Annotated in this window: 14 protein-coding genes and 1 tRNA gene; 5 read left to right on the top strand and 10 right to left on the bottom strand. The window is 50.8% G+C overall.

Going from position 1 to position 15066, the window contains the following annotated elements:
- Positions 1-13: 13 nt before the first annotated feature.
- Complete coding sequence (locus A7E48_RS06325) at positions 14-850, bottom strand: undecaprenyl-diphosphate phosphatase (protein ID WP_068171001.1); 837 nt, start codon at positions 848-850, stop codon at positions 14-16.
- Between the two features lie 99 nt (positions 851-949).
- Positions 950-1231 (bottom strand): hypothetical protein, encoded by a 282-nt coding sequence (locus A7E48_RS06320; protein WP_068170997.1) that lies wholly within the window; start codon positions 1229-1231, stop codon positions 950-952.
- A gap of 53 nt (positions 1232-1284) precedes the next feature.
- Here A7E48_RS06320 and A7E48_RS06315 point away from each other — a divergent pair, with 53 nt between their 5' ends.
- Positions 1285-1527: a DUF5703 family protein gene (locus A7E48_RS06315; RefSeq protein WP_068170994.1), complete on the top strand. Its 243-nt coding sequence runs from the start codon at positions 1285-1287 to the stop codon at positions 1525-1527.
- Positions 1528-1647: 120 nt separating this feature from the next.
- On the opposite strand, the gene A7E48_RS06310 is transcribed toward A7E48_RS06315, so the two are convergent.
- A complete protein-coding gene (locus tag A7E48_RS06310; protein ID WP_068170992.1) occupies positions 1648-2610 on the bottom strand; it encodes an L-lactate dehydrogenase in 963 nt (320 codons plus the stop codon).
- Between the two features lie 453 nt (positions 2611-3063).
- On the opposite strand from A7E48_RS06310, the gene A7E48_RS06305 reads away from it, so the two are divergent.
- On the top strand, positions 3064-4689 hold the full coding sequence (locus A7E48_RS06305) for an L-lactate permease (RefSeq protein ID WP_068170989.1): 1626 nt from the start codon (positions 3064-3066) through the stop codon (positions 4687-4689).
- A gap of 126 nt (positions 4690-4815) precedes the next feature.
- Here the strand turns inward: A7E48_RS06305 and A7E48_RS06300 are convergent.
- A tRNA-Leu gene (locus A7E48_RS06300) sits at positions 4816-4902 on the bottom strand.
- A 191-nt stretch (positions 4903-5093) separates the two neighbouring features.
- Between A7E48_RS06300 and pepN the strand changes: the two genes are divergently transcribed.
- Together pepN and A7E48_RS06290 are read left to right on the top strand one after the other, a co-directional pair.
- A complete protein-coding gene (pepN, locus tag A7E48_RS06295; RefSeq protein WP_068170986.1) occupies positions 5094-7739 on the top strand; it encodes an aminopeptidase N in 2646 nt (881 codons plus the stop codon).
- Positions 7740-7891: 152 nt separating this feature from the next.
- On the top strand, positions 7892-9037 hold the full coding sequence (locus A7E48_RS06290) for a hypothetical protein (RefSeq protein ID WP_068170983.1): 1146 nt from the start codon (positions 7892-7894) through the stop codon (positions 9035-9037).
- 93 nt (positions 9038-9130) lie between these two features.
- Here the strand turns inward: A7E48_RS06290 and A7E48_RS06285 are convergent, their stop codons facing one another.
- The 4 genes from A7E48_RS06285 to A7E48_RS06270 form a co-directional block, all read right to left on the bottom strand.
- The gene (locus tag A7E48_RS06285) at positions 9131-10294 is read right to left on the bottom strand and encodes an LCP family protein (RefSeq protein ID WP_068170981.1); all 1164 of its coding nucleotides are present in this window, start codon (positions 10292-10294) and stop codon (positions 9131-9133) included.
- Between the two features lie 151 nt (positions 10295-10445).
- Positions 10446-10703: a type B 50S ribosomal protein L31 gene (locus A7E48_RS06280; protein WP_068170978.1), complete on the bottom strand. Its 258-nt coding sequence runs from the start codon at positions 10701-10703 to the stop codon at positions 10446-10448.
- Positions 10704-10856: 153 nt separating this feature from the next.
- A complete protein-coding gene (locus A7E48_RS06275) occupies positions 10857-11660 on the bottom strand; it encodes an RNA methyltransferase (protein ID WP_198924131.1) in 804 nt (267 codons plus the stop codon).
- 92 nt (positions 11661-11752) lie between these two features.
- Positions 11753-12547, bottom strand: a complete 795-nt coding sequence (locus A7E48_RS06270) for an ABC transporter ATP-binding protein (RefSeq protein WP_068170974.1) — start codon at positions 12545-12547, stop codon at positions 11753-11755.
- Positions 12548-12628: 81 nt separating this feature from the next.
- On the opposite strand from A7E48_RS06270, the gene serB reads away from it, so the two are divergent.
- Complete coding sequence (gene serB / locus A7E48_RS06265) at positions 12629-13561, top strand: phosphoserine phosphatase SerB (protein WP_068171265.1); 933 nt, start codon at positions 12629-12631, stop codon at positions 13559-13561.
- 98 nt (positions 13562-13659) lie between these two features.
- On the opposite strand, the gene A7E48_RS06260 is transcribed toward serB, so the two are convergent.
- A complete protein-coding gene (locus A7E48_RS06260; protein WP_068170971.1) occupies positions 13660-14403 on the bottom strand; it encodes an SDR family oxidoreductase in 744 nt (247 codons plus the stop codon).
- A gap of 47 nt (positions 14404-14450) precedes the next feature.
- Positions 14451-15066 (bottom strand): 3-oxoacyl-ACP reductase FabG (gene fabG, locus A7E48_RS06255; protein ID WP_068170967.1); only part of this gene is annotated, 616 nt, incomplete at its 5' end.

The following is a 15066-nucleotide window of genomic DNA, read 5'->3' as shown; positions in this document are numbered from 1 at the left end:
AGTATGGGAAGTTTTAGCTGTTAGGTGCAAGGATGCCGAAGCCCAACAGCACATAGAGCAAGATGCCCAATGCAATGCGGTACCAAACAAAGATTGAGTAGCTATTGTTTGATACGAACTTCAGGAACCATCCAATAATGAAGTAACCGACCACGAACGCGACCAAGGTAGCAACCAGAGTTGAACCAAGACCATAATATCCAGTGAATCCTTCAGACAGGCTATCTGCAAACTTGTAAAGACCAGAAGCGAACACAGCGGGCAATGCCAGCAAGAAAGAATAACGAGCAGCTGCTTCACGGGTATAGCCCATCAGCAAGCCCGCGGTAATGGTACCGCCGGAGCGAGATACGCCGGGGATCAGCGCGAGAGCCTGTGCAAATCCGTAGATAATACCGTGTTTTACGGTCAAATCCTGAAGTTCACGCTGTTCCTTACCAATGCGGTCTGCAATAGCCAGGAAAATACCGAAAACAATCAGCATAGTTGCCACAATCCACATAGAGCGGAAAGTAGTATCGATTGCATTTTCCAATAGTAGACCCAAAATACCGATGGGCAAGGAACCGATAATAATGAACCAGCCCATCCGTGCGTCGGGGTCTTTTTTATCAACCCGCCCGGTGAGCGAACCAAACCAGTTCTTAAGAATCCGAACGATATCGCGCCAGAAAAATACCAAAACTGCAGTTTCCGTACCCAGCTGAGTAATCGCAGTAAATGCTGCGCCAGGGTCGGCGGTATCGGGTAAGAACTGACTTACGATTCGAATATGTCCTGAGGACGAAATCGGTAAGAACTCGGTGAGGCCTTGCACCAGGCCCAAAATAATTGCTTGTATCCATTCCACCCACGAAACTTTACCGGTTAAAGCAACAACACAGTGATTGATTTACACCACTGTGTTGCATCTCTAGGAATTTTAGAGGATAGAATACCTCTCAGCAGCTTACTGTTCTAAGTTGTCGTCTTCCTCAAACTCGATGTCGTCCTCTTCATCGAAGTCATCCTCAAAGTCCTCGTCTTCTTCATCCAAGAAAACTTCAAGCGGGGTTACTTCTTCATAATCGTCGAAGAGGGTCTCTTCATATCTCTCGAAGGCGTTAGCGACTGCTACATAAGCATTATCAATAGCGGGATCGTGTTCACCCCGACGGTTGACGATAGCGGTAAGATGCTCTTCAAGAGCATTGGTTAATGCTGCTAGCGCAGCTCGAGATTCGTTACTCATACCTTAGACGTTATCGCGGATTTCGCATCAGCAAAAGTATTTGGGAGGAAAATTTGCGAGAACAAGAGGTGGGCTTCGCAAATGTTCGTATTGCAGGTAAAGATCAGAGGTTTGAATACCTTACTATCACTGTAGAACCGCATGAGAGCGTGAAAGAAGCACGTGCTCGTGTGATGGAACATTCAGAGTATGGGCGCTGGGAACTTGCGCGTTCAGTCATTCTTTATGGTGGACGACGTCGCTTCTGGTTGCGCCGTCGGGTCATCCGCGTGCACAAGACAGTCTCATTTATTTAGGTGATAGATATCTAATCTCATATGCAAAACGGTGGCGAAGAAATATCTTCACCACCGTTTATATTTTCTTTGCCTCTTGCTTATTGAGCTTGAGTGTAGTTACTCAATCGTGAGTATTGGTTAGAAACCAATTTGCTTCAACGAGTTATTGATAGCTGCAGCTGATTTCTGCAGTTTTTCGATTTCCTCGTCGCCCAGTGGGATCTCAAGAACCTGTTCGACTCCCCCATAAGAAACGATGGAGGGCAAGGAAAGAGCTGCATCGCCCTCAATGCCATAGCGACCATTGATTTGAGTTGAGACAGGTAGCACTGCGCGCTGACCTTTAAGAATTGCTTCTGCAATTCGAGCTGCAGAAATACCAATTGCGTAATTTGTAGATCCCTTGCCCTCAATGATGCGGTAGGCTGCCTGCATAGCTTCGAGTGCAAGTTCTTCCTTGACCTCAGGGGTGAAAATGATTTCACCGCCCTTGGTCCACTCATCGATGGGGACCATACCAATGTTGGCGGCTGTCCATACGGGGAACTCAGAATCGCCATGTTCACCGATAATGTTTGCGTGAACTGAACGCATGGAAACATCTGCGCGATCGGCGATGAGCCAGCGTAGGCGGGAAGAGTCAAGAACAGTACCTGATGCAAAGCAACGCTCAGTGGGAAGTCCTGTAATTTTTTGGGCTACTACCGCCAGAACATCACAGGGGTTAGTAACAATCATCAAAGTGGCATTGGGAGCCACTTCCATGATGGGAGGGAGCATTGATTCAAAGATTCGGACGTTCGCTGCGGCCAGCTCAAGACGGGGCTGACCAGGTTGCTGGCGAGCACCTGCGGTAACGATAATCAAATCGCAATCGCGCAAAAGCTCTACGTCCGATCCACCAATGACGGTGGCTTCATGGGCGAACATCGAACCGTGTGAAATATCCAGAGCTTCAGCGATAGCTCGCTCAGTAGCGATATCGTAGATGACGATTTCATCTGCAGTTCCACGAAGCATTGCTGCATACGCAGTTGCAGAACCAACGCCGCCTGCACCTAGAATGCCGAGCTTCCTGCCGTTTTTCGGAGCGGTTGTCATTTCAACGCCTTCCTCGAGGGGTAACTAACGGGTTAAACCCATTAAACACCTTCTAGAGAAGGGATTTGGGATTTCATGTTGTTATCTGTGCGCTTCGGTGCGGTTGAACAACTATTCACGCAGGTCATTCCGTTGGAAAATCCCGGAAAACCACATAAAGCCAAATTGACACTTTGTTTTACATCACATTATAAATGTTTCTAAATGTTAATTATTCCGCCATATAAAGCTCATCACACTTTTTAAACGGACGGCAGCTTCATGTCTTTAGCATGAAATAGGTTAGCTACATAAATCCGTTGAAATGTAGCTTTAGTGTAGATTGACTCTAATTACTTCCGTAGCTGAGTTCATTATTTTTCTAGAGAGCAAGGGGGAAATTTCTATCTGTACACTCAGGTTTGACGATATTTTTCCTCTCAGACCAAAACCTCTTGAAAAGGAATCTCACACATGTGGCAGCAGGTCTATGATCCTCTGGGCTCTCCCTATCTTTCCGCACTGGTCGCGGCTATTCCGATTATTATTTTCCTCTTGGGGCTGACCGTCCTCAAATGGTCCGGCCTCAACGCAGCAATAGTTTCTCTCATAACAACTGTTGTTCTAGCCGTCTTTGTGTTCCACATGCCTCTTGCGGCGTCTCTTTCCGCCTCGGGGTACGGCGTTCTAAACGGCCTGTGGCCCATCGGCTGGATTGTTTTGATGGCTGTGTGGCTTTACAGAATCACTGTTCGAGCCGGGAATTTTACCGTAATTAAGGGATCGATCTCCGCTATCTCCGCAGATCAACGACTTCAGGTTTTGCTCATTGCTTTTTGCTTCGGCGGCTTCCTTGAAGGCGCTGCTGGATTCGGTATTCCGATTGCTATCTGTGCCGCACTACTCGTCACCTTGGGTTTCAACCCGATTAAAGCGTCCCTCTACTCTTTGATTGCCAACGTAGCGTCCGGTGCTTACGGTGCAATCGGTATCCCTGTAATAGTTGGCGCTAAACAAGGTGGCGTAGACCCTTCAGCTCTTAACGCGGAAATGGTGCCGGTCTTGCAAATTATCAGCGTCTTTATTCCGCTGCTCATTGTTCTTGTACAAGACGGCTTACGAGGAGTTCGCCAGGTTGGCTGGGTAGCGCTCGTCATAGGTATCGTCGTTTCTGGTCTGCAAGCTCTTATTCTCACTACAGTCGGTCCTGAACTCGTCGATATTGTTCCTCCGCTGGTTGGGTTAGTAATTCTTGCTCTTATCTGCATGAAATGGCAACCTTCCTATATCTACCGCGAGGAAAATGCACCTGCTTTGGAACACGAATCAAACACTTCGTTCAAGGCTAGTGAAATCCTCAAGGCATGGAGCCCCTTCTTAATTCTCTCTGGATTCATTCTTTTGTGGTCCGTTCCTGCAGTGAAAGCTCTATGGGGCGAAAAAGGTCTATTGGCATGGAGCAATATCAAGATTCAGATGCCAGCATTGCACCAGAAAATTGAGCAGGTTGCCCCCATTGTTCAGACTCCTAAACCAATGACAGCCGTTTACACCTGGTCCATTATCAGCGCTTCAGGTACAGCTATTTTGCTTGCTGTTTTACTCACTATCGTTGTTTCTAACATTTCATGGAAAGAAGCTGGTGAAGAATTCAAGGGCGCTATCTTGCAGCTGTGGAAGCCTGTAGTCATGATTTGCTTGGTGATGGCAGTTGCTAACGTTATGAACTTTGGCGGCATGAGCTCATCCATTGCGTTGGCGGTGGCAAAGACTGGATTCATATTCCCCTTCCTCTCCCCCGTCATCGGCTGGATTGGCGTGTTTGTAACCGGTTCGGTAGTCAATAACAACACCCTCTTCGCTGCTCTACAGGCAACGACGGCACAGCAGATTGGTGCAAGCCCGAACCTCCTTGTTGCTGCCAATACCGCTGGTGGTGTCGTGGCGAAGATGGTTTCGCCCCAGTCGATTGCAATCGCTGCGGCATCGGTTAACATGGCGGGAGAGGAGGCAAAGATTACAAATGCGGCCATCAAATACAGCTTGGCACTGTTGGCCATCATGTGCATCTGGGTTTTTGCTCTCTCCTTCATCTTCTAAGAGATATTAAATTCAAAATAAAGTGTGAGCCCCGTACTTGAAAGTACGGGGCTCCTCTTATCACCAGAAGATATCAACAAGAAAAGAGCCCCACATTCTGTGGAGCTCTTTTTTATATGTACTTTGTGCGCGGAGGGGGACTTGAACCCCCACCCTCGATATATGAGGACTAGCACCTCAAGCTAGCGCGTCTGCCTATTCCGCCACCCGCGCAGGTGATGTTTTAGATAAGTTTTTTCAAACCTCTCTTGGCAACAGGTAATAATTTACACGGGTATCTGAAGGGACGCAAATCGAGGCGACCTCTTTTGGAGTGTTTCGCACCACAACTTCATGTAAGGTCGCCTTCACAAAGAAGCCCCACCTATTTATAGTCCAGATGTATCTGTTGCTACATTATTTCTGTGAACAATGAAAATCTTACTCAGCAAGAAGCCAGTGAGCGAGCAAACCTCCTCACCGTCGATACCTACGATGTGCACGTCGACCTTACCTACGCGTCCGATACGACGTTCGACTCCTACCCCACGGTTACCACCGTGAAATTCGCGGCCAAGAAAGGTGGGTCAACGTTCATCGACTACATCCACCACTCTGTCGATTCAGTAAAACTCAATGGTCGGCATCTCAACGTCAACGACGTTGTTGAAGGCTCACGCATCATCCTCAAGAATTTGGCTAAAGAAAATATATTAACCATTCACGGCAGATCTTATTTTTCCCGTTCTGGCGAGGGAATGCACCGGTTCATCGACCCCAGCGACCAGCGCACCTATCTCTATACCCAGTACGAACCAGCCGATGCTCGCCGCGTCTTTCCGAACTTTGAACAGCCAGACCTCAAAGCAGTTTTCAATTTCCGCATTACCGCCCCTAAAAATTGGGTGGTCAGCTCCAACGCCGAGTTAGAACGCACCGTTGAGGATCCTTCTGATAGCTCGATTACAAAACGAGTCTTCAAGTCAACAGAGCGAATCTCGACGTATATCACCACTATTTTGGCGGGTGAATACTTTGTAGCAACGGACCGATACGAGCCTCAATCCGCAATCAATTCGGGGGCGATGCCACTAGTGGCGTACTGCCGCCACTCCCTTAAAGAGCACTTTGACTCTGACGACATTTTCAGCGTTACCAAAGCAGGTCTCGACTTCTTCCAGGACCTCTTTGATTATCCCTACCCTTACCCCAAATACGAGCAGGCATTTGTGCCGGAATATAACTTGGGCGCAATGGAAAACCCCGGCATGGTTACATTTACCGAGAGCTATCTGTTTGAATCCGGGGCGACTGAAGCCCAGTTAGAGGCGCGTGCGAACGTCATTTGCCACGAAATGAGCCATATGTGGTTTGGTGACCTCGTCACGATGAAATGGTGGAATGATCTTTGGCTGAAAGAGTCGTTTGCCGAGTTCATGGGAACTCTGGGATCAAAACAAGCAGGGCAGTTCGACGAGGCATGGGTAACCTTCGCCAACAGTCGTAAGGCATGGGCTTATACTCAAGACCAGATGCCGACAACCCACCCCATCGTGGCTGAAATTCCCCATCTTGAAGCTGCAAAACAGAATTTTGACGGTATTACCTACGCCAAGGGTTCATCAGCTCTCAAACAGCTTGTTGCCTACGTAGGTTTTGAAACTTTCATCCAAGCCGCCCGTCTTTATTTCAAACGCTTTGCCGGTGGCAACACCACTCTGAATGATTTCCTCACCGTGCTCGATGAAGTTTCTGAACGAGACGTCATTACCTGGGCATCAGCCTGGTTGCAGACCAAAGGTCTATCGAAGCTCTACGCGCATCGACGATACGACAAAGCAGGAAACCTCCTCAAACTTGAGGTGGAGCAGCAACTACCTGCAGCCGTGTCCCCTAGCATAGGACGCCCCCACCAGCTCAATATTGGCACCTTCAAGCTCCAGGACTCCAAGCTAGAACTCACTGACACCATACCGCTGGAAATCCCTGCTGGCGACCATTCGCTCGTGACTGTACCGCTCTCGGAGAGCCAGAAACTTTCTGTTACTGAAGCCGATGCCATTTTGCTGAACACAGAAGATCTCACCTACGCAAAAGTAGTTGTCAGCCCAGAGAATGGGCGGGCAACCGCCCTCCAATATGTCTCGACTGTCTCAGATTCTCTGTCCCGTGGGCTCATCTGGGGTAGCCTCTGGAACCAGGTGCGCGATGCCGAACTAGAAGTTCACGAGTTCCTCGTCGCCGTCGAGAATAGCTTGGCTCAAGAAAAATCAGCCACCCTGCTGACCAGCATTACCTCCCAGGCGCAAACAGCAATTGCACACTACGTTCCCGCTGAACAACGTTTACCCCTGTGGGATTCGCTCCTAGCAGCTCTCAAGAAGGCAAGTGCCTCTGCGGAACCAGGAAGCGACCAGCAGCTCATTCTAATCCGCGCCATTCTTTCGGTAGCAGCCCATACTCTTGAGGGGAAAGAGGTTGCCGAACTATTCGCCCCGGGTGCAGTTGTTGGCTCCACAGCAGAAACCGATAGATTCCCAGGCATGCATCTGAATCCCACCCTTGGATGGTCTGCACTCAAGGCACTTGCATGCCTTAACGAAACCACCGAAGATATCCTGCAGCAAGCTCAAGCCCACACAGCCAGCGCCCTCGGAGACCGAGGATACGCGGAGGCTAGTGCTTCCCTTCCCCAGCGGGAGAACAAAGTGAATGCGTTTCATCGCGTCCTTACTGACTCAGAGCTGTCTAACGATATTCTCACCGCTACAGCACGTGGTTTCCAACACGGCTCTTCCACTTTGAGGGAAGGACTAGACCTGCAATATTTCGATGCCCTACTGAATACCTGGCAGGAAAAATCCATTGGAATGGCATCGCGTGTGATCCTAGGCCTTTACCCCCAGGTCAACATTGCCGACGGAAAGGGGGACAATAATCCTGTCGTAAGGCAGACCAAAGAATGGCTCGATAAACATCCTCAAGCACCTTCTGCCCTCCGCCGTCTGCTGCTCGAACTCCTCGATGACGCACAGCGAGCCCTGCGTGGTCAGCATTTCAATCAGGGGTAGAGCATTATTTGATTCATATTCCTTACTTACTCTGAGAGCTCTCTGAGAAAAAGTAAAGATAAGAGCCGGTTTGACATAATAAGCACTGTCAAACCGGCTTTTTCGTGAGAAGCTATAACTTGAGAAAATGCGATGAAAAGAAGGAGCACGCCTTGACCGATTACTCACTCGGAGATCGCGGAACCCTCAGGGTTATTACCGATGATTACTACGATGCCGAGATTCTTCAGGTCTTTGAGGAGCTCCAAATTGATCGAGAAAAGGTGTGGAACGGTGAAGCACGACTTGTTCCTGAACCTAACAATCCTTATGAACCCAATAGCATTGCCGTCTATATAGACGACATCAAAATAGGACGTCTCTCCCCTGCCGATTCTGCCGAGTACTGGAAACCCATTACTCGAGTCGTGGCATCAGGTTACGACGCTATCGCGCACCTGCAACTTTCTGCCGTCCTGCGACGACGCGACGGAGAAAGCTTCATAGAGAGCGAGGGGCTACTATCTCTCAGCCCTGCCCATTCACTCTTTCCCTTGAATCAGGCACCCACGCAGGCTACTTTGCTCCCGCAAGGTCCATCTATGAAGGTCCTGGATGAGAAGGATTACGCGGAGTACCTTCACAGCATTTTGCCGCCCAGCGGCGAAGGCCGGGTTATCCTCTCTCTAGAAGTCAACGCACTTCGTCAGCCTGATGGCAGTTTTATTAATTCTGTCGAAGTCTTCCACGATCGCAAGAAAGTGGGCAGGCTAAGCACCCAGATGTCTGAGCAACTTGCCCCCGTGATTCGCTATGCGTTTGAGCGCAACAAGCTCACCAGTGCTTGGGGAACTATCCGAGGCAATGCCTTTGAACTTTCGCTGACCGTTCAAGCGGTTAGAGCCTCAGAACTTCCTGCCGAATGGTTCGAAGAATTGCCCAACAATGTCCCTGAGCTTCTGCCTGAAACCGAAAATTTTGAGGTTCCGGAGTCATACGAACCAACAGAGGGTGAACTAAATCGCCAGAATCTATCAAAGAAAAAACGCGGTTTGGTGGGATCGTTCTCAGTAGGAGGAGGCACAGCCTCTGATAGCTCCGGTTCAGTGGAGGTGAAGAGCGGCGCTGGTGTAGAAAACCCCAATCGTCGTATTGCCTTACTCCTGGGCATTGTAGGGGCGCTCATCCTGATCGGCGGTGTGTTCGTGGTCTTCGCAGAACCGATGTTGGGCATCTTGGCAATAGTGCTAGGAGCTTCCATTGTTTTCCTCGGTCTTTTCATGGGGCGACCCCCTATGGAGGCTACCTCTGACCAGTAACTGTCAGATATCCCATACACGAAAGGGGCTGTTCACTGATGTGAACAGCCCCTTTCCTCTATGAGCACTCAGAAATTCTGAGTTACTTCATCGTTAGTCTTCGCCGTAACGAGAAATGTAATCGCTCATCGTACCGTTGGTAAGGGATTGGCTGAGATCAGAGGTAGCTGCTTGGTCTAGCACCACGATGGACTGACCATCTGCTGACCAGCCTGTGCCAGCGTTGGGAAGAGTCATCATATGAAGATTTACTCCTCCGCTGCCAATATAGGGAGCCGCAATCTTGGCGATTTCACCGGCCGATAAACCGGAATCGACCGTGACATAGGGAGAAATAGTTTCAACCATTGACTTGAACTGAGTTGCATTTTCGAAGGCGCCCTTGCTCTTGATGGTATCAAGCAACCCATTCATATAGATTCGCTGGTTACGGACGCGCTGGTAATCGCCGTCGCTAAACTGATAGCGCTGACGAACGAATTGAAGAGCCTGATCGCCGTTCAAGTGCATAGGACCCTGGGTAAAGGTGTAGTCATCGGTTTGGAAGTTCAACGGAACCTGCACGGTCACGCCACCCAGCTCATCTGTGAGACCCTTAAATCCGGCGAAATCAATTTCGGCGATATGATCGATTCGAGTACCCAAGAGCTGTTCAATGGTGGCTACCTGAAGGTCAAGACCGCCGTAGTTGAGTCCGGCATTAATCTTTGCAGAACCGTACCCAGGAATATTCACCCAGGTATCGCGCATAATCGAAATGAGATATGCACCTGAGCCGTCTTTGGGTACGTGCAATAGCATGATGGTATCGGCGCGCTGTCCGCTCACAGTAGCTGCCTCGGCAGAACCGGCACGCGAGTCGCTGCCTAGCAACAGAATATCGGTAGCACCCGTTTCTGCAGGACGCGCGGTCACTTTGCCGTTTTCAACGCTGTCCGCAATGCCATTACCGTTTTTGTCGTTCTCGGTAGCGTTGTTTTTTCCGGCGTCGTTTGTAACGGTGGCGTCTTTAGAAAGAGCATCTTTATCAGCCTGAACCTTTTTGGTGAATTCATCCACTTTCGCGGCATTCCCGTCATCAGACGGGAACTCGCTACCAGAGAATTTCTCTGTGCCATTGTTCCAAGCAGCTCCGATGGATGCGATATAGGCGCATCCACCAATACCTAGAAGCAACACAATCGCCAGGATGATGCCAGCTATAAGTTTCCCCCGTTTTTTGCGGGGTGCGGTTGCCTCTGAACCGGTATGAGACATAGTGAAATTCCCTTGTACGTTAAACCAATGAAGCGGACTGGGGCACGACGCCCTTTGTCCCCTATTGTAGTGGCTTAGATATAAAACACCCCACAACCTGTGATGTTTCACGGGTGTGGGGTGTAGCTCTAACTCAAGGTTAGAAAGAAACTTAAGCGGACTTACCGAAGTTCTTGAAACGAGCGTTGAAGCGCTCCACGCGACCAGCAGAGTCCATGATGCGCTGCTTACCGGTGTAGAACGGGTGTGACTCGGAGGAAATTTCAACCTCGACGAGGGGGTACTCGTTGCCGTCTTCCCAAGTCTCAGTCTTATTTGAGGTCATGGTGGACTTGGTGAGGATGGTCTTGCCTGATGCAAGGTCGCGGAATAGTACCGCGTGGTAATCAGGATGGATTTCTGACTTCATAGTAATACCTTCTTCTATCCCTGGATTTTGCCAGGAACTTTTGAAACGGGTTGAGATGTTATCTCATTGAATGTGCCGGTTAAACTAACCAGCTCTCTACAATAACACCGCTCGTACTCCCCCAGCACGATTTGACCGTGAATATCACCAAAATCATGCTGACTCAGGACGAGTCTCCCAGAAAGCTACCGCCGAAGCAGCGGCAACATTCAGCGAATCAACACCGTTGGACATAGGAATCATGACGGTGTGGGAAGTTTTCTGCAAAGTACGTGGGTGCAGACCGTGCCCCTCAGTACCCAAGACCAACGCAAGACGCTCGGGGTGCCGTCGGGCTAAGTCCGTCAGAGTTAGCGAATCTTCTTCCAGAGCTAATGCGGCGGTCGTAAACCCTTGCTCGTGGAGAATATCCAATGCGTCCGGCCACTGCCCCATTCGTGCCCAAGGCACTTGAAAGACAGTACCCATCGAAACTCGAATAGAACGACGATACAAAGGATCAGCGCAGCGCGGGGTCACCAAAACTGCATCAACGTTCAATGCTGCTGCCGAGCGAAAAATAGCCCCCACATTGGTGTGATCCACAATATCTTCCAAGATAGCTACACGCCGCGCGTTCTGCACCAAACCCTTGACCGAGACCGGTTCCGGGCGAATCATCGCTGCCAGCGCCCCTCGATGAAGGTGAAAACCGGTAACCCGCTCCAATTCATCTTCGGAACCCACATAAGCGGGAGTGTTCGGGTGAGCGTACAAAACATCCGAAAGGTCATCTGCCCATTTCTCGCTCATGAGAAAGGCATGGGGTGTGTGACCAGTATCTAGCGCCCGTCGAATAACTTTGGAAGATTCGGCGATGTAAATACCCCATTGGGGTTCGCGCAAGGACCGGAGTTTGACGTCGGTAAGCTGCTGAAAATACCGGGTGGTTTCTTCAGGCATCTCATCAAGGGGCATGACAGAAGGAATGTTCTGAATACGCTGTGAGCGCTCCACAAGATCTTCTGCAGAGAGTTGTTTTTTAGACACGAGTGCTGATTTTCAGAATCTTATTGAGCGTTGCGGGCGAAGGCCGTGAAGCGACCATGAGGAGTTGAGGAGAGGTCGAAAGCCATACCGTACGTTTTTTCCAGGTTCTCTGCAGTGATGGTTTCTGGGATAGGGCCGGAAGCCACCGCTTCGCCGTTGCGCAATAGCAGCGCGTGGGTGAATCCCGGAGGAATTTCTTCGAGGTGGTGGGAAATAAGGACGATCGCAGGTGCCGTGGTATCTTGTGCAAGGTCGGTGAGACGGGTAACCAGATCTTCGCGACCAGCGATGTCCATGCCTGCGGCGGGCTCGTCTAACAAGAGGAGTTCAGGGTCGGTCATCAGAGCGCGAGCGATGAGAGTGCGCTTTTTCTCGCCGTCGGAGAGGCTACCGAAAGTACGCTGGGCAAGATCTTGGATGCCCCAGGCAGCTAGCAGTTCGTTAGCGCGCTCAGTATCAAAGCCGTCATATTCTTCATTCCAACGGCCGGAAATTCCGTAAGCTGCAGTAACAATGACATCCTGGACCTTCTCGTGCTCAGGGATGGTGTGGGCAATAGCAGCGGAAGTTAGACCGATACGGGGGCGGAGTTCAAAGACGTCTACTGCCCCCAGAATTTCGTCCAGAATATCTACGGTGCCGCGCGTGGGGTGCAAACGCGCGCCCGCAATGGAGAGGAGGGTTGATTTTCCGGCGCCGTTGGGGCCGAGGATGACCCACCGTTCGCCGTCGTTGACGGTCCAATTGATGTTATGGATGAGGTTTTGTGTGCCGCGGGTGACGGTGACTTGGCTAAATTCTAGTACTGAGGTCATGCATCTAACTTTAGCGGTGTGAAGGTGCGGGTGGAAAATGCGGTGGGTGTGTTGTGAGGTGGTTGTCAGTAGACTGTGGCTATGACAAAGAAATTTAGCTTGGTTGGCGTTTCCAATGGTTCGATTCATGCAGTTGTTGATGAGGAGCTTTTGTATGCTGCATTGAGTGGTATTGATGGTCTTGAGGTTGAGGCGGGAATGGGGTTGGTTGTTCCTGAATCTGCTGTGGAGGGCGAAGTTGAGAGCGCCGGGTATTCGGCGTATGTGGCTTCTGCGTCTTACAGCGGTTCGGTGGAGAGCTTGCGGGATCATTTGCGTTCTTTGCCGGTGACGGAGACTGCTGGGCTCGATTTTGCTGTTGTTCCTGAAGCGATTACTTCGGGTGAGAAGTTATTGGTGTTGTTAGATGTTGATTCAACGTTGGTGTCTCAGGAAGTTATTGATCAGTTAGCTGCTGGGGCCGGTCGGGGTGATGCGGTGGCGGCTATTACTGATGCTGCGATGCGTGGTGAGATTGATTTTGAGAGATCATTGCGAGATCGTGTGGCAGTTTTGGAGGGTCAGCCTGAGTCGTTACTTTCTGAAGTGGCCGATTCGTTGACGTTTACTGCTGGTGCTTTTGTGCTGGTGCGTGCTTTGCATAATCGGGGGCATGTAGTGGGTGCTGTTTCTGGTGGGTTTATTGAGATTTTGCGTCCGTTGGCTGAGCGGATTGATTTGGATTTTGCGCGGGCGAATCGGTTGGAGATTTCTGATGGTGTGTTGACTGGAAAGTTGGCTGGTGAGGTTATCGATGCTGATGCTAAACGTGCTGCGTTGAAGGAGTGGGCGAAGGAGTCCGGTGTTTCGAAACAGCATGTGGTGGCGGTTGGTGACGGTGCCAATGATGAACTGATGCTGGGCGAGGCTGCATTTGGTATTGCGTTTAATGCTAAGCCGGCTCTGCGGGAGGTCGCTGATGCGCAGGTGAATGTGTATCGGCTGGACGCGGTTCGTCATTTTTTGGGGCTGTAGCGTCAGCAGAGGCTCGTTGGGTTTTCACTCCTGCATTAAACGCAAAGGGGCTGTACACACGGTGGTGTGGACAGCCCCTTTTGTCTGCGGTGATTTGTTTATTTGATGAAGCCGGTTCCGCCGCCGACGAGTTCGGTGTGGCCGGTTTCGACATCGGCGGTTACCATCTTTGCGACTTCGTGAGCGAATTCGTTGACGGTGTAGAGTTTGCCCGCTTCTTCGCGGCGTGCTTCAAGAGCGCCGGGGTGGAGGCGGTTGAGGAGCGAGGCGGTAACGGTGCCTTCAATCATGTCTGCTGAGATAACGACCAGAGAGATGCCTTTTTCTTGCAGAGCCGGGATTTCTTCGAGGAGCGCATCTTCACCAGCGCGCTTAGAAAGCGCGACGGGGGTGTATTCCTCCATGGTTTCCACTTCGCGAATGAAGTGTGCTTGATGGCTCGTGACGAAAACGATGCGGGACCCCTCTGGCATGTGTTCTGCAGTCAGGCGTGCTAAGCGTAGCTGGGAGTCGCGGTTGAGAATCATCGCGTAATCTTCGACCATTCCTTTTTCCATGCCGCCTGAGGCGTTGAGGATGAGGTAGTCGACTCCCCCGAATTCTTGGACGGCGGTGTCTACGAGGTTGCGGGCGTCGTCTTCATTGGTGATATCTGCACCGACGGCAATTGCTTTGCCGCCCTTTTCTTCGATTGCTGCAACAATCTTTTCTGCGCGGGGTGCTTTGGAACGGTAGTTAATGACGATGTTTGCACCCTGTTCAGCGAGAATTTGTGCTGTGTCTGCGCCAACGCCACGAGATGAGCCGGTGATGATGATTGTTTTGCCATGTAGTTCTGACATGTTTTTCCTTTGCGTTGAGATGGGGATTATTGTAGGAGGGCTCTGAGTTAGTGGCCCATGCCGAGGCCGCCGTCGACGGGGATGACAGCGCCGGAGATATACGCCGCTTGGTCGCTGGCGAGCCATGTGACGACGTTGGCGATTTCTTCGGGTTCTGCGAATCTACCGGCGGGGATGGATTCTTTGTACTTTGCCTGGGTTTCTTCGGGCAGTACTGCGGTCATTTCGGTGTTGATGAAACCGGGGGCTACCACGTTGGCGGTGATGTTGCGAGCGCCGAGTTCGCGGGTGATGGAGCGTGCCATGCCGACGAGTGCTGCTTTGGAGGAGGAGTAGTTGACTTGGCCGGGGCTGCCGTAGAGTCCGACGACGGAGGAGATGAGGATGATGCGGCCTCGTTTTAGTTTGAGCATTCCTTTGGTGGCGCGTTGGATGACGCGGAAGGCTCCTGTGAGATTGGTGTCGATGACGTCGGTGAAGTCTGTTTCTTTCATGCGCATGAGGAGCATGTCTTTGGTGATGCCTGCGTTGGCTACGAGTATTTCGACGGGGCCGAATTTTGCTTCGATTTCTTTGTAGGCGGCGTCGATGGATGCGGAATCGCGGACGTCTGCTTTGACGGCGAAGAAGTCGGTGGGGGCTTCGCCTGAGCGGTAGGTGATG

Source organism: Rothia sp. ND6WE1A (assembly GCF_001683935.1).
In the GTDB taxonomy this organism is placed as follows: domain Bacteria; phylum Actinomycetota; class Actinomycetes; order Actinomycetales; family Micrococcaceae; genus Rothia; species Rothia amarae.
Note: the sequence above shows the minus strand (reverse complement) of the source record. Positions and strands in the feature narration are given on the sequence as shown.